General features: G+C 65.9%; 18 protein-coding genes and 1 tRNA gene. 8 read left to right on the top strand and 11 right to left on the bottom strand.

Translation table 11 applies throughout. The features are described 5' to 3' along the window. Position 1: 1 nt before the first annotated feature. A complete protein-coding gene (locus ACZYZ9_RS02275) occupies positions 2-955 on the bottom strand; it encodes a diacylglycerol kinase (protein WP_463824570.1) in 954 nt (317 codons plus the stop codon). Next, a complete protein-coding gene (locus tag ACZYZ9_RS02270; RefSeq protein WP_463824922.1) occupies positions 952-2,532 on the bottom strand; it encodes an FAD-binding oxidoreductase in 1,581 nt (526 codons plus the stop codon). Before ACZYZ9_RS02270 ends, ACZYZ9_RS02275 begins: the two co-directional genes overlap by 4 nt. A gap of 47 nt (positions 2,533-2,579) precedes the next feature. On the opposite strand from ACZYZ9_RS02270, the gene ACZYZ9_RS02265 reads away from it, so the two are divergent. The 3 genes from ACZYZ9_RS02265 to ACZYZ9_RS02255 all read left to right on the top strand — a co-directional run bounded on the left by ACZYZ9_RS02265 (position 2,580) and on the right by ACZYZ9_RS02255 (position 6,106). Then, the gene (locus ACZYZ9_RS02265; RefSeq protein ID WP_463824569.1) at positions 2,580-3,152 is read left to right on the top strand and encodes a TetR/AcrR family transcriptional regulator; all 573 of its coding nucleotides are present in this window, start codon (positions 2,580-2,582) and stop codon (positions 3,150-3,152) included. Then, positions 3,152-4,687: a glycerol-3-phosphate dehydrogenase/oxidase gene (locus tag ACZYZ9_RS02260; protein ID WP_463824568.1), complete on the top strand. Its 1,536-nt coding sequence runs from the start codon at positions 3,152-3,154 to the stop codon at positions 4,685-4,687. The genes ACZYZ9_RS02265 and ACZYZ9_RS02260 overlap by 1 nt, the downstream gene beginning before the upstream one ends. 102 nt (positions 4,688-4,789) lie before the next feature. Further along, on the top strand, positions 4,790-6,106 hold the full coding sequence (locus ACZYZ9_RS02255; protein ID WP_463824921.1) for an MFS transporter: 1,317 nt from the start codon (positions 4,790-4,792) through the stop codon (positions 6,104-6,106). An 85-nt stretch (positions 6,107-6,191) separates the two neighbouring features. On the opposite strand, the gene ACZYZ9_RS02250 is transcribed toward ACZYZ9_RS02255, so the two are convergent. The 8 genes from ACZYZ9_RS02250 to aceE all read right to left on the bottom strand — a co-directional run bounded on the left by ACZYZ9_RS02250 (position 6,192) and on the right by aceE (position 16,943). Next, positions 6,192-7,079 carry a hypothetical protein gene (locus ACZYZ9_RS02250; RefSeq protein ID WP_463824567.1) on the bottom strand — a complete coding sequence of 296 codons (888 nt, stop codon included), beginning with the start codon at positions 7,077-7,079 and terminating at the stop codon, positions 6,192-6,194. 149 nt (positions 7,080-7,228) lie between these two features. Further along, on the bottom strand, positions 7,229-8,650 hold the full coding sequence (locus ACZYZ9_RS02245) for an acyl-CoA carboxylase subunit beta (RefSeq protein ID WP_463824566.1): 1,422 nt from the start codon (positions 8,648-8,650) through the stop codon (positions 7,229-7,231). A gap of 70 nt (positions 8,651-8,720) precedes the next feature. Next, the gene (kasB, locus tag ACZYZ9_RS02240) at positions 8,721-9,974 is read right to left on the bottom strand and encodes a 3-oxoacyl-ACP synthase KasB (RefSeq protein ID WP_463824565.1); all 1,254 of its coding nucleotides are present in this window, start codon (positions 9,972-9,974) and stop codon (positions 8,721-8,723) included. 82 nt (positions 9,975-10,056) lie between these two features. After that, positions 10,057-11,307, bottom strand: coding sequence for a 3-oxoacyl-ACP synthase KasA (gene kasA, locus ACZYZ9_RS02235; RefSeq protein WP_463824564.1), 1,251 nt, complete (start codon positions 11,305-11,307; stop codon positions 10,057-10,059). After that, a complete protein-coding gene (acpM, locus tag ACZYZ9_RS02230) occupies positions 11,304-11,651 on the bottom strand; it encodes a meromycolate extension acyl carrier protein AcpM (RefSeq protein ID WP_463824563.1) in 348 nt (115 codons plus the stop codon). Before acpM ends, kasA begins: the two co-directional genes overlap by 4 nt. Before the next feature lie 75 nt (positions 11,652-11,726). Then, positions 11,727-12,635 carry an ACP S-malonyltransferase gene (locus ACZYZ9_RS02225; RefSeq protein WP_463824562.1) on the bottom strand — a complete coding sequence of 303 codons (909 nt, stop codon included), beginning with the start codon at positions 12,633-12,635 and terminating at the stop codon, positions 11,727-11,729. Positions 12,636-12,775: 140 nt separating this feature from the next. Then, positions 12,776-14,089 (bottom strand): PucR family transcriptional regulator, encoded by a 1,314-nt coding sequence (locus tag ACZYZ9_RS02220; protein WP_463824561.1) that lies wholly within the window; start codon positions 14,087-14,089, stop codon positions 12,776-12,778. Positions 14,090-14,153: 64 nt separating this feature from the next. Next, positions 14,154-16,943: a pyruvate dehydrogenase (acetyl-transferring), homodimeric type gene (gene aceE / locus ACZYZ9_RS02215; protein ID WP_463824560.1), complete on the bottom strand. Its 2,790-nt coding sequence runs from the start codon at positions 16,941-16,943 to the stop codon at positions 14,154-14,156. A 149-nt stretch (positions 16,944-17,092) separates the two neighbouring features. Between aceE and ACZYZ9_RS02210 the strand changes: the two genes are divergently transcribed. The 4 genes from ACZYZ9_RS02210 (at position 17,093) to ACZYZ9_RS02195 (ending at position 18,947) form a co-directional block, all read left to right on the top strand. Further along, a complete protein-coding gene (locus tag ACZYZ9_RS02210) occupies positions 17,093-17,683 on the top strand; it encodes a hypothetical protein (RefSeq protein ID WP_463824559.1) in 591 nt (196 codons plus the stop codon). 183 nt (positions 17,684-17,866) lie between these two features. Beyond that, the gene (locus ACZYZ9_RS02205; RefSeq protein ID WP_463824558.1) at positions 17,867-18,289 is read left to right on the top strand and encodes a DUF3052 domain-containing protein; all 423 of its coding nucleotides are present in this window, start codon (positions 17,867-17,869) and stop codon (positions 18,287-18,289) included. After that, positions 18,289-18,750, top strand: coding sequence for a peroxiredoxin (locus tag ACZYZ9_RS02200; RefSeq protein WP_463824557.1), 462 nt, complete (start codon positions 18,289-18,291; stop codon positions 18,748-18,750). The genes ACZYZ9_RS02205 and ACZYZ9_RS02200 overlap by 1 nt, the downstream gene beginning before the upstream one ends. 125 nt (positions 18,751-18,875) lie before the next feature. Beyond that, positions 18,876-18,947: transfer RNA gene (locus ACZYZ9_RS02195), tRNA-Val, on the top strand. Between the two features lie 9 nt (positions 18,948-18,956). Here ACZYZ9_RS02195 and ACZYZ9_RS02190 read toward each other — a convergent pair. After that, on the bottom strand, positions 18,957-19,739 hold the full coding sequence (locus ACZYZ9_RS02190) for an NUDIX hydrolase (protein WP_463824556.1): 783 nt from the start codon (positions 19,737-19,739) through the stop codon (positions 18,957-18,959). Between the two features lie 90 nt (positions 19,740-19,829). Here ACZYZ9_RS02190 and ACZYZ9_RS02185 point away from each other — a divergent pair, with 90 nt between their 5' ends. After that, positions 19,830-20,573: a VWA domain-containing protein gene (locus tag ACZYZ9_RS02185; RefSeq protein WP_463824555.1), complete on the top strand. Its 744-nt coding sequence runs from the start codon at positions 19,830-19,832 to the stop codon at positions 20,571-20,573. Positions 20,574-20,632 lie beyond the last annotated feature (59 nt).

The following is a 20,632-nucleotide window of genomic DNA, read 5'->3' as shown; positions in this document are numbered from 1 at the left end:
GTTACACCTGCTTGGGTCGCAGCACTTGCAGTGCGGCCGGCACCGCGCAGATCTCGGCGGGCAACGGGCAGGCGAAGTCCCCATCGGCGTAGACGTTGATGCCGGGGCACTCGACTTCCACGGTCTTGGCCCGGGCCGTCGTCACGTCGTCGAGTTGCACGTGGGTGCCCTTGATGGCGGTCGGGAAGAAACGGATCAGCCTGGTGCGCGACTGCGATCTGACCATGGTCAGATCCAGCAGGCCGTCGCTGCGATCGGCGTTGGGGCAGATCAACATACCGCCGCCGTAGCTGCGGGTGTTGCCGAAGGCGGTCATGGTGAGGTCGGCCTCGATCTCCTGCTTGCCGTCGAGAACCAGCCGAAAAGGCAACAGGCGCAACTGGGACAGTTCGGCGAGCATCGCGAGGTAATACCGCATCCGGCCGTGCGGCCACGTCATCCGGTTGGCACGGTCGGTCACCAGCGAATCGAATCCCGTCGCCGCCACGGTACCGAACCACTTGACCGAGTCTCTACCGCCGCCACGACCTGTGATCCGGCCCAGGTCAACGGTTTCCGTGCACCCGGCTACCACGATGTCCGCCGCGGCCTCGGGATCCTTTGTCGGGATACCGAATTCGCGGGCATGGTCGTTGCCGGTGCCGGCCGGGACAATGCCCAACGGCACATCGCTCTCGGCGAGCACCTGCAGCGCATTGCTGATGACGCCGTCTCCACCGGTGACCACGACCGCATCGGTGCCCTTCTCGACGGCCGCGGCCAGCAGATACCGGGCGTCCTCGGCGTTCTCGCCGACGATCTCGATGACTTCCACACCGCGATGGTGTAACCGGGCGATCGCACGCTGCGACGCCTCGACGGCGGCGCCGTGCCCGGACAACGGATTGGTCAGCGCGGTGACCTTGTTGATCTCGCGCGTACCCAACCGGCCGATGGCCGGCTTGTCTCGGGTCATGGAATCAGCTTGCCCGGATTGAGGATTCCGGCGGGATCCAGGGTCGCCTTGATCGCGCGCAACAGCTCGACACCCAGCTCACCCACCTCGTCGCGCATCCAGGCCCGGTGGTCGGCACCAACCGCATGATGGTGAGTGATGGTTCCGCCGGTGGCCATGATGGCATCGCAGGCGGCCTTCTTGGCGGCCCACCACTGCTCGATCGGGTTGCCACGTTGCCCCGCGACCACGGTGAAGTACAGCGACGCACCCGTCGGATAGACGTGCGACACGTGGCACATCACCAGTGCGGGGCTGCCCGAGTCGGCCAGTGAATTCGTAATCGCTTCGGTGACAGCGGTTTTCAGCGCCGGGATATTGGACCAGTCGGTGGCGGTCTCCAGCGTCTCACACAGCGCGCCGGCGGCCAGCAGCGAATCGCGCAGGTACGGCGCGCTGAACCGACCGTGCTCCCAGGCCCGGGCGGGTTCGGCGCCCAGCGACGTGCCACCGTGGGCTTCCAGCAGAGCGCGGGTCTCGGCGTGCCGGCTTGCGGTATGTTCTTCGGTTCCTTCGAACAGGGTCAGTCCCAGGCAGCCGCCGGTGTTCTGGTTTTCGCCGATCGTTTCATGGGTGGCCAGGCGGACACCCGTCTCGGCCTCGTCGGAGAGTCGCACGACGGTCGGTCCGGTGCCGGTCTGGGTGATGGCGCGCAACGCTGCGACGCCGGTGGCGAAGTCGGGGAACGACCAGGCCTCGTAGCGGGTGGTCTCGGGCACCCGGTGCACCCGCAACCGGACCTTGGTGATGACGCCCAGGGTGCCTTCCGAGCCGATCGCCAGCTGGCGGAGATCCGGCCCGGCCGCCGACGCCGCCACCCGGCCGAGATCCCAGGTGCCTACCGGTGTCACCATCCGCAAACCCAGGATCATGTCGTTGAACCGCCCGTAGCCGGCCGAATCCTGACCCGAAGACCGGGTCGCCGCGAAACCGCCGATGGTGGCGTACTCGAAACTCTGCGGAAAGTGTCCCAGTGAGAAGCCATGTTCACCCAGCAGGCGTTCGGCTTCCGGCCCCGTGACGCCGCCGCCCAGTTCGGCGATGCCCGACACTTCGTCGAGGGAGTGCAGCTCGTTGAACCGGCGCAGATCCAGCGAGATCACCGCGTTGAACCGACCGCGGGTGGGATCCAGCCCACCGGTGACGTTGGTGCCGCCGCCGAAGGGGACGACCGCGATGCCGTGGTCGGAGCAGTAGCGCAGTATTTCGGCGATCGAGTCGTCGTCGCCGGGCAGTAGCACCGCATCGGGCGCATCCTGGAGGCCCCGGTCTTTGCGGCGCAACATGTCGGGAGTGGACTTGCCGCCGGCCCGCAGCACCCGGTCGTGGTCCCCGGTGCGGAAGTACTGGGCGCCGACGATCTTGGCCAGGCCGTCCTGGTCAGCTTGCGTCAAGGCCGACGGGCGCAACCGAACCTCGTCGAGGCCGAGTTCGGATTCTTGCGAATCCTCAAGTCCGACAACCTGTTTGAGCATAGACCGGATTCCGTCTGAGAGCGGTTTGGCCGCCGCGGGATCCCCCCACGCGTTCCATTTCATCGGCGGAAGGTATTCCTCAGCGTGCGTCATGCGTTACAGTATTACACATGCTGTCAATGAGTAACGACTCCTCGGTGGATGCGGGGGATCGCATACTGGCGGCGGCGGCGAGCTGTGTGGTCGATTACGGCGCCGATCGGGTGACTCTGGCCGAGATCGCCCGGCGCGCCGGGGTGAGCCGCCCGACCGTGTATCGCCGCTGGCCCGACACGCAGTCGATCATGTCGACCTTGTTGACCAACCACATCACCGACGGGATGCGGGACGTGCCGTTCGACGGCGACGATCGTCAGTCTCTGGTGAGGCAGGTTGTCGCAGTGACCGACCGGCTGCGTCGAGACGACCTGATCATGTCGGTGATGCACTCCGAATTGGCGCGCGTCTACATCACCGAGCGACTGGGCACCAGCCAGCAGTTCCTGATCGAGGGACTGACGAAGCGACTGGAAGCAGCGCAGCAGGAGGGCAGCGTCCGCCCGGGCGATCCGCGCCAGTTCGCGACCATGATCCTGCTGATCGCGCAATCGACCATCCAGTCCGCCGACATCGTCAAACCCATCCTGGACGACGCAGCGCTTGCCACCCAGCTCACCTACACACTGAACGGATACCTGTCCTGATGCAGAACCTGACCGCGCTCAACGCCGCCCGACGGACCGGCGACCTGGAGGCCCTCGCCGATGGTGCCGGGATCGACGTCGTGGTCATCGGCGGCGGCATCACCGGGACGGGTATCGCGCTGGACGCCGCGTCCCGGGGGTTGCGCACGGTGCTGGTGGAAAAGCACGACCTGGCGTTCGGCACCAGCCGGTGGAGTTCAAAGTTGGTGCACGGTGGTCTGCGTTACCTGGCCAGCGGCAACGTGGGCATCGCCCGCCGCAGTGCGGTCGAGCGGGGAATCCTGATGGCGCGCAACGCTCCTCACCTCGTGCACGCGATGCCGCAACTCGTCCCGCTGCTGCCGGCGATGAAACACTCCAACCGGGCGCTGGTCCGCGTCGGCTTCCTGGCGGGTGACGCGCTGCGAATATTGGCCGGAACCTCGTCGTCGACGCTGCCCCGGTCGCGCCGAATCTCGGCACGGCGGGTCGTGGAGCTGGCGCCGACGGTGCAGCAGGACGGTTTGGCGGGTGGCTTCCTCAATTACGACGGGCAATTGATCGACGACGCCCGGCTGGTCACCGCCGTCGCGCGCACCGCAGCGCAACACGGGGCGCGCATCCTGACCCATGTCGCGGCATCGGAGGCGACGGCCAACACGGTGCGGCTGACCGATCGGCGCAGCGGACAGTCGTTCGAGGTGCGCGCCGGGGCAGTGATCAACGCGGCGGGGGTATGGGGTGGTGACATCGACCCGGCGCTGACATTACGGCCAAGTCGCGGAACGCATCTGGTTTTCGATGCGGCTTCGTTCGGCAATCCGACAGCGGCGCTGACCATTCCGATACCGGGTGAACTCAACAGATTTGTGTTTGCGATGCCCGAGCAACTCGGCCGCATCTACCTCGGACTGACTGACGAGGACGCGCCCGGCCCGATTCCCGATGTGCCACAACCTTCTTCGCAGGAGATTGCGTTCCTGCTGGACACGGTAAACACCGCACTGGGGACCATGGTCGCGCCGTCCGACGTCATCGGGTCCTATGCCGGTCTGCGGCCGCTGATCGACACCGGCGGCGGCAGGACCGCGGATGTGTCGCGCGACCATGCCATTTTCGAGTCACCGAGCGGAGTAATCAGCGTGGTTGGCGGCAAGCTGACCGAATACCGGTACATGGCAGAGGATGTGCTGAACCGGGCGATCAGCGTGCGAAACCTGCACGCCGGTCCGTGCCGCACGCGCAACTTGCCGCTGATCGGCGCCCCCACCAACCCGGGCCCGGCCGGACCCGGTGCTGGACTGCCGAAATCGCTGGTGGCGCGCTACGGAGCCGAGGCGGCGAATGTCGTCTCGACCGCCACGTGTGAGCGGCCAACCGAACCGGTTGCCGAGGGGATCGACGTGACCCGGGCCGAGTTCGAGTACGCGGTGACGCACGAGGGTGCGCTAGGTGTCGACGACATCCTGGATCGGCGCACCCGGATCGGTCTGGTGCCACGCGACCGCGCGAAGGCACTGGCGGTTGCGCAGGAGTTCCTGGCAGCCGTGGACTAGCGGGTTCAATCCCGCGCGGTTCGGGTACGAAAGGTTTCGATGAAGACCTCCGGGAGCCGCCGATGGTCGCGCGACGAGATCACCGTCACCGATCCGGCTGCGATGAAGCAGGCCATCACGGGCACCGCGATCGGAAACGTGATGGAGTGGTACGACTTCGGGGTCTACGGCTATATAGCCACCACGATCGCGCAGGTGTTCTACCCCGGCAACAGTGTCAGCGCGGTGCACCTGCTGGCCACGTTCGGCACCTTGGCAGCAGCGTTCGTGGTACGTCCGATCGGCGGCATGATCTTTGGTCCGCTCGGCGACCGGATCGGGCGCAAGCGGGTGCTGGTGATCACGATCCTGATGATGACGGCCGGTACGACGATGAGCGGTCTACTTCCGGGTTACAGCGCGATCGGCATCTGGGCGCCGATATTGCTTATCGTCGCCCGGGTGTTTCAGGGGCTGTCCACCGGTGGCGAATTCGTCGGCGCGATGACCTATCTGGTGGAGCAGGCACCGGACCGCAAGCGCGGCATGCTGGTCGGTTTCCTGCCGTTGGGCAACTTGATCGGTTTCGTGTTCGCCGGATTCCTGGTGACCGGGCTGCAGGCCTGGCTGCCTGAGGACGACTGGCTGGCCTGGGGTTGGCGGGTTCCACTGCTGCTGGCCGCGCCGCTGGGTTTGATCGCGCTGTACATGCGGCTGCGGTTGGACGAATCCCCGGCATTCAAGCAACTGAACGAGCGCGCGGAAGCCACCGAAGAAGGCAGCCAGTTCCGGCGCACCGTGGTGGAGCAATGGCGGCCGATGCTGATCTGCGCCGCGCTGGTGCTGACGTCGCAGGTCGCCGATTTCATGGTGACCGGCTACCTGCCGACTTACCTGAAAACCGTTGTGCACGTTAGTGAAACAGCCGCACTGGTGATGATCGTGACTACCCTGGCGATTTTGATGGCGACCATCGTGTTGGTCGCCCGGTTGTCTGATCGGATCGGCGTCAAACCCATCATGCGGACAGGCTGCGTCCTGTTGATCGTGGCCTCGATCCCTGCGTTTCTGCTGATGCGCTCCGGCGGCATTTATCCGGTGATCTTCGGCGGCGTGCTGTTGGTCGGACTGATGGAACTGTGTTTCGACAGCACGACGCCGTCGGCTCTGCCCGCGCTGTTTCCCACCAAGGTGCGCTACGGCGCGCTGGCCATCTCCTACAACCTGTCGATATCCACCGTCGGTGGCATCACGCCGCTGATCGCCCAAGCGCTCATATCGAGCACCGGCGACACGATGGTGCCGGCCTACATGCTGATGGCCGCGGGGTTGGTGGGTGTGATCACTCTGCTGTTCACCCCGGAAGTCGCCGGCAAACCGCTGCCCGGCTCCGGTCCGTCGGTCGAGACCGAGGAAGAGGCCCGCGCGCTGGTGGGTTAGCCCCTTTTGGCGAGCAGACGCAGAATCGCACGACGCGGGTACCCCGCGTGCGATTCTGCGTCTGCTCGGCGAGGCTGGTGCCCCTTCAGCTGGCGATTTCTGCGCGTCTCAAGTGACTAGCGATGCGCTCGACCATGCGGCGCGGTTGGCGCCGGACGTCGGTGATCACGATCGGGACAATCGTCCACCCGACCTCCTGGATCCCCGCGGAGCGCACCTTGTCGTTGAGCATCTCGGTGCGCCCTGCATGCCAGTCGATACTCTCGTACTCGGCCGCGACCCGCGCTTGCGGCCAAGCAAAGTCGACTCGCCACAGTTCGCCGTCGCGACCGTAGATCGGATATTGAAGTTCGGGAACCGGCAGCCCGTTGTCGATCATGACCAACCGAGCTTCACTTTCCATTGCCGATTTGGCGCGTCCATCGGTGAAGGGCAGTAGTTCGCGCACCGCGACGATGCCTCGGCGCCCGCGCTGTTCGGCGACGGCGATCTCAATTTCGTTGCGCGTGCACTGTTTTGAGTGCAATGCGGCATCCAGAGTCGCTAGAGCTCGCGGCCGGCGTAGTTGCCTTGCGACCTCGACGGCTGTCCAGGCGGGGGCGGTTGCCAGACGTCCTGCGACCGAATCCAATCGGGCGCCGTGGCGTTGATGAACCATCAGACCGACAGTGGGACGCATTCGCACGCCAGGATCGAGAACGTGTATAGCGACAGTGTTTTCGGTGTCGAACCCGTATAACGCCGCTGCTGTGCCCAAGCATGGGACAGCTTTCCGTCCCATAAACATGTCAAGTGCTGCCAGGCGGCCCAACAGATCTGGCTGCTGTGCTGCGTAGACGCCGTACCACAAGCGAACGAGTCCGCCATTCTTGACTTGCACATCAAGCTGTTGGCGAGTCATGACCGTCAGCAGTTGTTTAGTGGTGGCGAACCCGCCTGATCTTTCGAGCAGCGATATCGCCTCGGAGTGCACAGCGAAAGCCTGAGGCAGCCGTTTCGCGAGAGCCAGTCACCGCTGGGGATTACTGGTGAGCAGACGCAGAATCGCACGTTTTCACCGGAAAACGTGCGATTCTGCGTCTGCTCGCGGGAGAGGCGGGAGAGGCGGGGGAGGCGGGGAGTTTACAGCGGGATGTTCTTGTGCCGACCGCGGCGAGCGGGGGCCTGGGCCAGCGCCTCAGTGAGCTTGCTGCGGGTGTGCGACGGGTCGATCTTCTCGTCCACCACACCGATGTCGATCGCGCTGTCCACCCCACCGGCGATGCGCTCGTGCTCGGCGGCCAGCTCGTTGTGCAGCGCCTCGCGCTCGTGCTCCGGCGCGGCGGCCAGCTTGCGCTTGTGCAGGATGCCGACGGCTGCCTTCGCCCCCATGACCGCAACCTCAGCGTCGGGCCAGGCGAACACCTTGGTGGCGTTCAGCGAGCGGGAGTTCATCGCGATGTAGGCCCCGCCGTAGATCTTTCGCGTGACCAGGGTGACCCGCGGCACGGTGCACTCACCGAACGCGTGCAACAGCTTGGCGCCGCGGCGGACCACGCCGCCCCACTCCTGGTCGACACCGGGCAGGTACCCCGGCACGTCCACGATAACCACCAGCGGAATGCCGAATGCATCGCACAACCGCACGAAACGCGCTGCCTTCTCGGCACTTTCGGAGTTCAGGCAGCCGCCCAGCCGCAGCGGATTGTTGGCGATCACACCCACCGTCCGGCCCGACAACCGGCCGAGCCCAACGACGATGGACGGTGCCCACTTGGCCTGGAACTCGGCGAACGGCGCGTTGTCGTCCAGGATCGCGGTGACGATCGGATGCACGTCGTAGGCGCGGCGGGCCGACTCCGGCAGCAGCGCTTTGATGTCGGTGTCGCCTGCTTCGGCCTTGCTGCGGTCGAAATGCCCTTGCTGGCAGAACAATCCGACCAGCTCGCGACCACGCTGATAAGCGTCGAGTTCGTCGTCGGCGACGATGTGGCACACGCCGGACTTCTTGTGGTGTGTCTCCGGACCGCCCAACGACGCCATGTCGACGTCCTCGCCGGTGACACTGCGCACCACGTCGGGGCCGGTGACGAACACCCGGCTCTCCGGAGCCATCACGATCACATCGGTCAGGGCCGGACCGTAGGCGGCGCCGCCGGCGGCGAAGCCGACGACCACCGAGATCTGCGGAATGTAACCCGATGCCCGGATCATCGCCTCGAACACCGTGCCGACCGCGTGCAGCGCCCGCACACCCTCGGCCAGCCGGGCACCGCCGGAGTGCCAGATGCCCACGATCGGGCTCTGCTCTTCGATGGCGGTGTCATAGGCGTTGACGATGTGCTGGCAACCCTCGGTGCCCATGGCGCCACCCATCACGGTTCCGTCGGTGCAGAACGCGATGGTGCGGACACCGTTGACCGTCCCCGCCGCAGCGAGCAGACCGGACCGGTCCCGCTCGTGCAGCAGTTCCACGCTGCCGTCGTCGAAGAAGTTGTTCAGACGCAACAGCGGATCGCGAGGGTCGAGCGACTCGCCAACCGCCTCGGGGGCCATGATTGTCATCGCGGGTCTCCTAGTCTCCGGGTGATGCTCTGTTTATCCGACGAAGCTTGGCGTTTCCTTGAGGTGCCGATCAGTAGCGCCCGAAGGCGATCGCCACGTTGTGACCGCCGAATCCGAACGAGTTGTTGATCGCGTAGTTGAAGTTGCCCGACCGCGGCTTGCCGGCCACCACATCCAGATCGATCTCCGGATCCTGGTTGACCAGGTTCAACGTCGGTGGAATCACCTGGTCCCGCAACGCCAGCACGGTCAAGATGGACTCCACCGCGCCGACCGCGCCCACCGAGTGGCCGAGCGCACCCTTGGGTGCGAAGACCGCCGGCCGGTGGCTGCCGAGCGCGTTGTTGATGGCCTTGCCCTCCGCCACGTCACCGACTTGAGTGCCGGTGGCGTGCGCGTTGACGTGGCCGATGTCGGCCGGGGTGAGACCCGCCAGCTGGATCGCCCGCGAGATCGCATGCCCCGCGCGAACGCCGTTGGGGTCAGGCGCCACCATGTGGAAGCCGTCCGAGGTGATGCTGGCCCCCATGATGCGGGCCAGGATGTTCGCCCCGCGCGCCTTGGCGTGCTCCTCGGTCTCGATCACCATCAGCGCAGCCGCCTCGCCGAACACGAACCCGTTGCGGTCTTTGTCGAACGGCCGACACGCACCGGCCGGATCGTCGTTGTTGGTGGACAGCACGATGCGCATGTTGGCGAAGCCGGCGATCGGCACCGCCTCGATCTTGGTTTCCACGCCGCCGCAGATCGCCATGTCGGCTTCGCCGAGCACAATCTGCTGCCACGCGTGCGCGATGCCCTCGGCGCCGGACGCGCACGCCGAGATCGTCGTCATCACCCCGGCCTTGGCCTGCCGTTCCAGGCCCACCGCCGCGGCGGCCCCGTTGGGCATGTACTTCTGCACCGTCAACGGAGAGACCGCCCGGAAGCCGCGCGTGCGCATCTCGTCGTAACCGAAAACCAGCTCCTCGGCCGAGCCCAGGCCGGTGCCGATGGAGACCATCAACCGGTTGGTGTCGACTTCCGGCGAACCGGCGTTCTCCCACACCCGCCGGCCCATGATGGTGGACATCCGCTGCAGGTAACCCGTGCGACGCAACTCGATTCGCGTCAGTTGGTCGTCAAATGACTCCAACAGGTGTCCGCCGATCCGGACCGGCAGGTCGAACTCCTCGACGAACGAATCCTCGAGGGTGCGAATGCCACTTTGGCCGTCGAGCAAACACTTCCAGGTGTTCTCGGCGTCGGTTGCCAAGGCGGTCGTCATGGCAATGCCGGTAACGACCACATTCGGGAAGGATTTCCCGGTAACCAGCTCTGTCATGGCCTGTGCCTCTGTTCCTTCCGTGCTAATGGTGATCGCGAGCCCGGCTGTGCCGGGACACGCGACTCACCACTATTCAGCTTCAGTAGCGCCCAAACGCGAGCGCCACGTTGTGACCGCCGAACCCGAACGAGTTGTTGATGGCGTAGCGGTACTCGCCGTAGCGAGGCTCACCCGCGACTACATCAAGGTCGATCTCCGGGTCGGGGGTCTCGTAATTGAGTGTCGGTGGGATGACACCGTCCCGAAGGGTCAGCACCGTGAGCGCCGATTCGAGCGCGCCGACGGCGCCGATCGAGTGCCCGAGCGCCGATTTCGGCGCATAAACTGCGGCCTTCTCGCAACCGGCTACCCGGATTGCGTTGGCCTCTGCCGCGTCACCGATCGGTGTCGCGGTTCCGTGCGCATTGACGTGGTCGATGTCGTCGGGGGACAAGCCCGCCAGCTCCATCGCACGCTGCATCGCCCGGCCGGCGCGTACACCGTCGGCAGCGGGCGCCACCATGTGGAAGGCGTCCGAGGTGATACCGGCACCCATCAATCGGGCCAGCGGCTTGGCGCCGCGAGCCTTGGCGTGCTCCTCGGTCTCGATGATCATCAGTGCCCCGGCCTCGCCGAACACGAAGCCGTCCCGGTCCTTATCGAACGGTCGCGACGCGCGCTCTGGCTCGTCGTTACGCGTCGACATGGCCCGCATCATCGAGAACGCCGCGATGGGCAGCGCCTCGATGGGCCCTTCGACCCCGCCGCAGACGGCGAAATCCGCATCGCCCATGACGATTTGGCGCCACGCGTGGGCGATGGCCTCCGAACCCGAGGAACAGGCTGACACCGGAGTGATCACCCCGCCACGCGCCCCGAGCTGCAGGCCCACCACCGCCGCGGCGCCGTTGGGCATGATCATCTGAACGGCGAGCGGCGACACCTTGCGGGGGCCGCCCTCGTTCATCAGGTCGTAGCTCTCCACGATCCGCTCGGCGCCACCCAGGCCGGTGCCGACCACGACGCTGAAGCGATCGGGATCGACCTCGGGTGCGCCCGCGGTCTCCCACAGCTGCCCGCTGAGCAATTTGGCCAGCCGCTGAACGTACGACATGCGCCGCAGGTCGAGACGTCCCATGTGGTTGTCGACGGGTTCCTTCAGGTGCCCACCGATTTTGGCCGGTAGGTCCCATTTGGTGACGAACTCGTCTTCGAGGACGTGGATGCCGCTCTCGCCGGCTAACAGACCCTTCCACGTGCTCTCGATGTCCGGCGCGACCGATGTCGTCGCCGCGACGGCGGTTACCACAACGCTGGGGTAACCGCCATTAGCAGTGGAAGGCTTGGTCACTTGCTGTCCGCTTCCAGCCTGGACTTGACGTTGGCGACCGCCTCGGGGTTCTCGGTCTCCAGCTTGGCGCGCAGCGCCTCGGCGGCCTCGGGGTTCTCTTCCTCGAGCTTCTGGATGTAGGCGACGACGTCACCGACGGTACGCAGACCGGCGAGGTCCTCGTCCGGGATCTTCACGCCGTACTTGTCCTCGGTCTGCACAGCGATCTCGACCATCGACAGCGAGTCGATGTCCAGGTCGTCGACGAACGACTTCTCCGGGGTGACCTCGGAGGGCTCGATGCCGGTGACCTCTTCGATGATCTCGGCGATACCGGCGATGATTTCTTCCTGACTGACGGCCACAGTTAGTTCCCTTCGTAATATGTTGTGTGTAAACCGATTTGACGTGCTGTTGATTCTTCTGGCGGGAGCGGGCGGCTAGAGATTCGCCAGCTCGTCCAGATCTGCGGGTGACTTGACGGCTCGCGTCGGAACCCCCCGAAGTTCGCGTTTGGCGATCCCGGTCAGAGTGCCCGCGGGCGGGAACTCCACGATCGCCGTGACTCCGTGCTGACCGAGAGTCGCGGTGCACAGATCCCAGCGCACCGGCCGGGTCAGTTGAGAAACCAGGGACGACATCGCCGCGGCGGCGTCGGCGACCGGCTTGCCGTCGTAGTTGGACAACAGCACGGTGGTGGGCTCGGCGGTGGCGATGCCGGCTGCGGCTGCGGCGTACCCGTCCAGGGCCGGAGCCATGAACTCGGTGTGGAAGGCGCCGGCGACACCCAGCGCGCGCACCCGGGCCTTGGCCGGCGGGTCCTCGGCGAGTTTCTCCAGTGCGGTCAACCGTCCGGCCGCGACAATCTGACCGGCGGCGTTGCGATTGGCCGGGACCAGGTCGAGTTGGTCGAGTCGGGTGAGCACCTCGGTCTCGTCGCCGCCGAGCACCGCGGACATCCCCGTCGGTTCGGCGGCACAGGCCTTGGCCATCTCCGCGCCACGGGTGGCGGCCAGCATGACGGCGTCATCGGCGGCCAGTACGCCGGCGATGGCGTAGGCGGCGATCTCTCCCACGGAGTGACCCGCCACGATGGTGTCCTGGCCGGCGAGCAGCCCGCGCCTGGTCAGCTCCTGGTGAGCGAGCAGCGTGGCCGCCACGATCAACGGTTGGGCGATCGCGGTGTCAGTGATTTCCTCGGTCGACGCCGTGGTACCCAGCCGTGCCAGGTCCAGGCCGCTGGCCTTCGACCAGGCGGCGATCTGGTCTGCGGCGCCGGGTAGTTCCAACCACGGCGACAGCATTCCCTCGCTCTGGGAGCCCTGTCCGGGCGCAAGCAATGCAATCACGTGTCTAAGAGAACACTGTGAAGACGCTTTTACGGGGTGTAACAGATTATGAACCTCGTCTTAGGTTTTTGTATACCTCCTACAAAATAGCTCCGTAAGCTACATGTTTGAGACACACCCGCGATCTGTTGGCTAAATCACTATCGGCCGGAAGGCGCGACAATACCCGCTCTGACCGGGGACGGAAGCGGCGGGATGGAAATAGTGGTGGCGCCAGCGGGATGCGTTGGATAGTTCAGCTGGCCCACCGTCGCCGCCACGCGCAGCACGTACGCATCCCGTGGTTGGGTGGGATCGCGGCCGGTGAAGTCGGTGATCCGCTTCAATCGGTACCGCACCGTGTTTGGATGAACGAACAACTTCCTGGCACAGGCCTCAATCGCGCCGCCGGAATCTAAGAAAGCGTCCAAGGTTTCGACGAGGGTGGGTCCGGCGTCGGCCAGCGGGCGCATGACATCGGTGTGCAGGGCCACGATCGACGATGCGTCCCCCATCAAGGCCCGCTCAGGCAGCAGCTCACGGGCCAGAACGGGGCGCGGCGCACCACGCCAGCCGGCGACGGCGTTCATCCCGGAGATGGCCTCGCTGGCGCTGTGGTAGGCCGCGGTCAGCATCGGTGCGGTCGGGCCGATCACCACCGGGCCGTCGGAGAACGCCTCCAGAAGTTCCTTCAAGAACTTGTCGGTGGGGGTCAACTGACCGGAGACGATGGCCACCAGCCAGGTGCCGTGCACGTCGGTGAGGGCCGCCCGGCCGTGTCGGGCGGCGATGTCGCGGACGTCCTGGCTGGCCCGCTCGCTGTCGCCGTCGACCCCGTCGCGGCCGGGTCCCGGAGTGCCCACCACCACCGTGGCCGGTGCGGTGGTGTCCCAGTTCAGCGCGGCGGCTCTGGACAGCAGTTCGGGGCCGGTGTCCCCGCGCACAATGGCGTCGACGACGCTGGCCTCCATCCGGCTGTCCCAGGCGCCACGCGCCTCGGCGGCGTCGGCGTAGGCGGTGGCGGCGGTGAAGGCCAGATCGCGGCTGTACTTCAGGATGCCCACGGTCAGCGCGGTCAGCTGCTCTTCGGAGCGGGCCAGCAGCGGCACCACTTCTTCGAAGAACTCCATGGTGACCCGCACCATGTCCACGGTGTGGCGCAGCGCGATGCGCCTGGTCAGGTCCTGCGGGACCAGCTCGAAGGCCTGTGCGGTGTAGCTGACGTTGCTGTGCGGGTCCTGCATCCACTCGACGAAGTTGACCACCGCCGTCTGCACCACCAGCGCGACGCTGGCGCGCTGCGAGGCTTCCAGGTCGGCGAAGAACGGCAGCCGCTCGTGCATGGCCGAAACGGCCTCGGTGGACAGCCTTCCCGAATACTGCTTCAACCGCCGCAGCAGCGAGTCCGGCACGGCGTCCAACATCTCCAGTGGTGACTTCGGGCGCTCCCGCGGGGCGGACTGTTTGTCGTCCATCCCTAAAAGCTACGCCGCTTTTCTGGAAGGTTCCCCCAATGGCCGGCGCGACGTTCCGGCGGGCTCAGGCCACGCCGGGATCGGAGGTCTGCTCCGGAGCGGCCAGGACGTCGTCGATCTTGTACTGCTTGGCGGCCTTCACCGCCACCGACTGGTCGATCTCGCCGTCGCGGGCCAGCGCTTCGAGCACCGCGACCACCTGCGATTCGGCGTCGGTGTTGTAGTAGCGGCGCGCCGCAGGCCGGGTGTCGGAGAACCCGAACCCGTCCGTGCCCAAGGTGACGTACGTGCCCGGCACCCAGGGCCGGATCTGTTCGGGGACCGCGCGCATCCAGTCCGACACCGCGATCACCGGGCCGCGGCAGTCGGCCAGCACCTTGGTCACATAGGCCTCGCCCGGCGGCTGGTCCGGATTACGCAGCCGGTGTTTCTCCACGGCGACGCCGTCGCGGTTCAGCTCGCCCCAGCTGGTCACCGACCACACGTCGGCGGCCACGTCCCACTCCTCGGCGAGCATCTCGGCCGCCTTCAGCGCGTCCGGCATCGCCACCCCGGACACCAGGATCTGCGCACTGCTGCCGAGTTCTTCCTTGGCGGCGCGGTAACGGTAGATGCCCCGCAGCAGGCCGTCGGGGTCGAAATTCTCCGGTTCTGGCGGCTGGGCGTAGGGCTCGTTGTAGAGCGTGATGTAGAAGTACACGTTCTCCGGGTTCTTGCCGAACATCCGCTCCAGACCGCTCTCCACGATGTAGGCGATCTCGTAGGCGAACGCCGGGTCGTAGGACACCACCGCCGGGTTGGTGGCGGCCAGCAGCAACGAATGGCCGTCGGCGTGTTGCAGGCCCTCGCCCACCAGCGTGGTGCGTCCGGCGGTGGCGCCCAAGGCAAACCCGCGAGCCATCTGGTCGGCCGCCGCCCACAGACCGTCGCCGGTGCGCTGGAACCCGAACATCGAATAGAAGATGTAGACCGGGATCATCGGCTCGTTGTGCGTGGCGTACGACGTTCCGGCCGCGGTGAACGAGCCCACCGAGCCGGCTTCGTTGATGCCCTCGTGCAGGATCTGGCCGACTTCGCTTTCCTTATAGGCCAGCATCAATTCGGCGTCGACGGCGGTGTACAGCTGGCCGTTGCGGTTGTAGATCTTCAGCGACGGGAACCACGAGTCCATCCCGAAGGTGCGCGCCTCGTCCGGAATGATCGGGACGATACGCTTCCCGATTTCCTTGTCGCGCAACAGTTCTTTGAACGTCCGCACCAGCGCCATGGTGGTGGCGACTTCTTGTTTGCCCGACCCCTTCTTCAGCGCCTTATAGGTGTCGCGACCCGGCAGCGTCAGCACCTTGGCCTTGGTGCGGCGCTCGGGCACGAAGCCGCCGAGGGTGCGGCGACGGTCCAGCAGATAGCGGATCTCCGGGGCGTCCGGACCCGGGTGGTAGTACGGCGGCAGGTACGGGTCCTCTTCGAGTTTGTCGTCACTGATCGGGATGCGCATCGAGTCGCGGAACCGCTTGAGGTCTTCCAGCGCGAGTTTTTTCATCTGGTGGGTGGCGTTGCGGCCCTGGAAGTGGGCGCCCAGCGAATAACCCTTGATGGTCTTGGCCAGGATCACCGTGGGCTGGCCCTTATGGGTCAGAGCGGCGTGGTAGGCGGCATAGACCTTGCGGTAGTCGTGCCCGCCGCGCTTGAGGTTCCAGATCTCCGAGTCGCTCATATTCTCGACCAGCGCCTTGGTGCGCGGGTCGCGGCCGAAGAAGTGGTCGCGCACATAGGCGCCGTCGTTGGCCTTGTACGTCTGATAATCGCCGTCCGGGGTGCTGTTCATCAGATTCACCAGCGCACCGTCGCGGTCGGCGTGCAGCAGGGCATCCCACTCGCGGCCCCACACCACCTTGATCACATTCCAGCCGGCGCCGCGGAAGAACGATTCCAGCTCCTGGATGATCTTGCCGTTGCCGCGCACCGGACCGTCGAGGCGCTGCAGGTTGCAGTTGATGACGAACGTGAGGTTGTCCAGGCCCTCCAGCGCACCTACGTGGGCCAGGCCGCGGCTTTCCGGCTCGTCCATCTCCCCGTCGCCCAGGAAGCACCAGACGTGCTGATCGGAGGTGTCCTTGATGCCGCGGTCGTGCAGGTAGTGGTTGAACCGGGCCTGGTAGATGGCATTGAGCGGCCCGAGTCCCATCGACACCGTCGGAAACTCCCAGAAGTCGCTCATCAGCCGTGGGTGCGGATAGGACGGCAGCCCGCCGCCGGCGTGGCTGTGTTCCTGGCGGAAGCCGTCGAGCCGGTCTTCGCTGAGCCGGCCCTCGAGGTAGGCGCGGGCGTAGATGCCGGGGGAGGCGTGTCCCTGGATGAACACCTGGTCGCCGCCACCGAGGTGCGACTTGCCGCGGAAGAAATGGTTGAAACCGACCTCGTAGAGCGCGGCCGAGGACGCATACGTGGAAATGTGACCGCCGACGCCAACCCCCGGCCGTTGCGCGCGGTGCACCATGATCGCCGCGTTCCATCTGATCCAGGCCCGGTAGCGCCGTTCGACGTCCTCGTCGCCGGGAAACCACGGCTCCAGCTCGGTCGGGATCGTGTTGACGTAGTCGGTTGAGGTGAGCGCCGGGATGGAGACCCGCTGCTCGCCGGCCCGTTCCAACATTCGCAGCATCAGATAACGCGCCCGTGCCGGTCCCGAACGCACCAGCAATTCGTCGAAAGACTCCAGCCACTCCGAGGTTTCCTCGGGATCGATGTCGGGCAGATAGGACGCCACCCCTTCGCGGATCACCCGAACGCGATCGGGTTCGCTTGTGCTGCTTGAGGTTTTGGCCAGATCGTTGCGGGCGAACTCGGTGGTCAACGCACTACTCCTGTAGGTGGCAGGGTCGCTACTTATCGATCGCCCCTCTATCGTGCCGCACTTCCGTCTCTGGCGGATACCCACCGGACGGCACAGCTAAGTCGGTAGGTATGGGCAGTTCGGTTTGTGACCCGGTAACGTCACGTTCCGTGCAAATGGGAAGGCGTGCCGCCCGTCGCGGCCACGTGGGGGAGTTCCCCAGGCGAGGCGCTCTTGCAGTGGGCTGTACCGCCCTGGTCGCGATCGGGATCGTCGGCTGTACGAAGGTCGCCGACGGCAACGGCGCTGCTGATACCAATGTGGCCCCGGCTTACCGGTCCTCGGTGTCGGCGTCGGTGTCGGCGTCGTCAGTGACGTCCAGCTCCCGGGAGTCCCAGCGCCAGCAATCTGTGACGACCAGCATGATCCGCGGCTCGTGCGGGGCGCTGGCAAATGCGGTGTCCGACACGATCGACAAGGTCAACGCCTACGTCGCCGCGTTGAACGCGGGAAAGAACACCGGTCCCACCGAAGGACCGGCCATCGACGCGCTCAACAGCGGCGCCAACGCGGTCACGGGCAGCCTCAACACTGCGCTCTCCCCGGAGCAGCGTGACGCGTTCAACGCCTACGCCGACGCGGCCCGGGCGGTGGCAAACGCCATCTCGACCCATGCCGGGCCCTCGGAGTTCAACAGGCGGGTGGAGGCGTTCAATAAGGCGAAATCCCGAGCGGTGGACTCCTGCCGGGGTTTCATTTAGCGCGCGGGTCTGTCCGATCGCTACCTACGCAGCAACGGCCGAGTTCATCGAATACGTCGACCGTTCAACAACGTCACGGCCACGGCGCAGAAACTGTGCGTGGGCTAGCCGTATCAACTCGGCGATGGCTGTGCGACGATAGCCTCCATCGCTTGTCGTGAGGTCGGTTGAAGGAGGTTCACGGTGGTCGCGGCGGATCACGCCCCGAGCTACGCTCGCAAACTGGGCATCCAACGAGACCAGGTCGTCCAGGAGTGGGGCTGGGACGAAGACACCGACGACGAAATCCGCGCTGACGTCGAGGATGCGTGCGGCAGCGAGTTGCTCGATGAGGACACCGACGAGGTCGTCGACGTCGTGTTGCTCTGGTACCGCGACGGTGACGGTGACCTGGTGGACATCCTGATGGACGCGATCAGCCCGCTCGCCGAAGACGGGGTGATCTGGGTGTTGACGCCCAAGACCGGCCGCTCTGGTCACGTGCTGCCCGCCGACATCGCCGAGGCGGCGCCCACCGCCGGCCTGATGCCGACGTCGTCGGTGAACCTGGGTAATTGGAGCGCTTCCCGACTGGTGCAACCGAAGTCGCGGGCCGGGAAGCGTTGATGCTGGACGTCGGAGCGACTGCCCCCGACTTCACGCTGCGCGACCAGAATCAGCAGCCCGTCGCCCTGAGCAGCTATCGCGGGCGCAAGAACGTGCTGCTGGTGTTCTTTCCGCTGGCGTTCACCGGGATCTGCCAGGGCGAGTTGGACGCGGTGCGCGACAACCTGCCGGAATTCGAGAACGACGACACCGCCGTGCTGGCCATCTCGGTGGGACCGCCGCCCACGCACAAGATCTGGGCGGTGCAGAGCGGGTTCACCTTTCCGGTGCTGTCGGACTTCTGGCCGCACGGTGCGGTCAGCCAGGCTTACGGGGTGTTCAACGACGCGGCCGGCATCTCCAACCGAGGCACGTTCGTAGTGGACCGCTCCGGGATGGTGCGGTTCGCCGAGATGAAGCAGCCGGGGGAGGCTCGTGATCGTGCGGTGTGGAGTTCGGCGCTGGCGGCCTTGCGGGGGTGAGTGGGTGGTTTGTCACAGTGGCCCCGCTGCACCTGGGCCGGGGCATGACTGCTCGTGAAAATCGGTATCGCCGGTGCCGTTTTGGGGCGTCAGCGGTTCGGCGTGTAGCCTGCGCCGGGGCATAAGGGCGCGTAGCTCAGTGGTAGAGCTCTGGTTTTACACACCAGCGGTCGGCGGTTCGATACCGTCCGCGCCCACTTACCGCGTTAGTTGCCAGGGGGCTCTTTCAGCTTGCGCGGACGCCGCACCGGTGGCTGGGTCTGCCACGCGCCGCCGGCGCGGTACAGCTCAGGTGGTCGGCCACCGCGCGGGCTGGATTTGGCTCGCTGCCCCGTCGGCTCGATGTAGCTGTCCGATGTGGCGGCCCGGCCGGCCCCCGGTGTCGGCGTGGTGAGGCTGCGCCGGAAGTTGGCCGGGTCGATGTCGGCCTGCCAGAGCTCCTCGTAGACACTCTGAAGCTCCGACAGCGCGAAAGTTTCGCCGACAAAAGCCGTCGCGAGGTTTGTCTGTTCGAGCTGTTCAGCCGCTCGGTCTACGGCGTCGGACAGGATTCGGCGGTGGTCGAACGCCAGCTCGAGGTGCTGAACCGCGTCAGTGACCGGCCATAACCGGGCCGCTACGGCATCGGTGCCGGCCTGCAGGATGCCGGGATCGGGCGTCACCGCCAGATATGCCACCGTGACGACGTTGGTGCGCGGGTCGCGTCCCGGGTCGCCGTACGCACCGAATTGCGCCAAGTGCTTGGGTGCGGTCACCCCGGTCTCTTCACGCAGTTCGCGTCGGGCCGCATCGTCGAGTGTCTCGTCGGGCCGTTTGAATCCACCAGGCAACGCCCATGTGCCGGCATACGGTTCGCCGCCGCGCTGCACCAGCAGCACCTGCAGGCGGCCATCTCGCAAGGTCAGAATCACGATGTCGACGGTGACGGCGAAGTTCGGATAACGCGACGAGTCGTAGCCTGCCGCGGAGCGCTTTCTCGGGCTCGTCACGAGAGCCATCGTAGGCGGATATTTGTCGAAAAGACAATTACCTGTTATGGTCTTACTGACAATTACTGAGGTTGATAAGGGGGGACTGCCATGGCGGATCAAGCGGATCGTGACGTCGCGCAACTCTTGGCACGGATCGCGAAGTTAGAGGCGTTGCTCGGTCGGCGATCCACCCCGGAGAGCTCTCGCGCAGACATCTGGTTCTTGCTGGACCGGTCCGGATCGATGAAGGTGATCGCCGAAGCCGTGGTAGAGGGTTTCGACGGGTTCATCGCCGAACAACGCAGGGAGAAAGGACAGGCAACCCTGACGCTGGTCCAGTTCGACGGTGCGGACGTCCACGATGTGCTCGTCGACGCCAAGCCGCTGGATCGGGTCGGTTCGATCGCCGGTCGGTTCCTTCCGCGCGGGATGACGCCCCTGTACGACGCGATCGCAGAGATGCTGGACCGCGCCGAGGAATATTCCGAGCGCTCCGGCGCTGACCCGGCGGATCAGTTGGTCGTCATCATGACCGATGGCCTGGAAAACGCCAGCCGGCGGTGGACGGCGCCAGCGATCTTCGATCGTATTGCGCGCCTGCGGAAGTCGGGATGGACCTTCGTTTTCATGGGTGCGAATCAGGACAGTTACGCCACCGGTTCGGAGATCGGTTCGACCGCTGGGAGCACTTCGAACTACACCGCCTCGCGGACGAGCGTGCTGGCCACCCACCGTGGGCTGACGCGGTCCGTACGCGATTGGCGGGGCAAGTCGCGCGACGTTCGGCGCGCCGACGCCGACAACTTCTGGGGCGGCATCAAGGAAGGCGAAGAACAGGGCGCCCGTCAGTGACGCCACGCGAAGGTGGCGAGAGCCGGCGCCTTCGCCGAAGCTGACATCGGCTATTCCGT

Source organism: Mycobacterium sp. IDUB_28, from assembly GCF_055419285.1.
This window is presented reverse-complemented; position numbering and strand designations above follow the sequence as displayed.

What these genes read in the sequence shown, in the direction of transcription:
- ACZYZ9_RS02245 (WP_463824566.1), bottom strand. Translation starts at nt 8,650, where the DNA reads ATGACAATCATGGCCCCCGAGGCGGTTGGCGAGTCGCTCGACCCTCGC.
- ACZYZ9_RS02185 (WP_463824555.1), top strand. Translation starts at nt 19,830, where the DNA reads ATGGCGGATCAAGCGGATCGTGACGTCGCGCAACTCTTGGCACGGATC.
- ACZYZ9_RS02270 (WP_463824922.1), bottom strand. Translation starts at nt 2,532, where the DNA reads ATGAAATGGAACGCGTGGGGGGATCCCGCGGCGGCCAAACCGCTCTCA.
- ACZYZ9_RS02200 (WP_463824557.1), top strand. Translation starts at nt 18,289, where the DNA reads ATGCTGGACGTCGGAGCGACTGCCCCCGACTTCACGCTGCGCGACCAG.
- ACZYZ9_RS02260 (WP_463824568.1), top strand. Translation starts at nt 3,152, where the DNA reads ATGCAGAACCTGACCGCGCTCAACGCCGCCCGACGGACCGGCGACCTG.
- ACZYZ9_RS02265 (WP_463824569.1), top strand. Translation starts at nt 2,580, where the DNA reads ATGCTGTCAATGAGTAACGACTCCTCGGTGGATGCGGGGGATCGCATA.
- kasB (WP_463824565.1), bottom strand. Translation starts at nt 9,974, where the DNA reads ATGACAGAGCTGGTTACCGGGAAATCCTTCCCGAATGTGGTCGTTACC.
- ACZYZ9_RS02275 (WP_463824570.1), bottom strand. Translation starts at nt 955, where the DNA reads ATGACCCGAGACAAGCCGGCCATCGGCCGGTTGGGTACGCGCGAGATC.
- ACZYZ9_RS02255 (WP_463824921.1), top strand. Translation starts at nt 4,790, where the DNA reads ATGAAGCAGGCCATCACGGGCACCGCGATCGGAAACGTGATGGAGTGG.
- ACZYZ9_RS02220 (WP_463824561.1), bottom strand. Translation starts at nt 14,089, where the DNA reads ATGGACGACAAACAGTCCGCCCCGCGGGAGCGCCCGAAGTCACCACTG.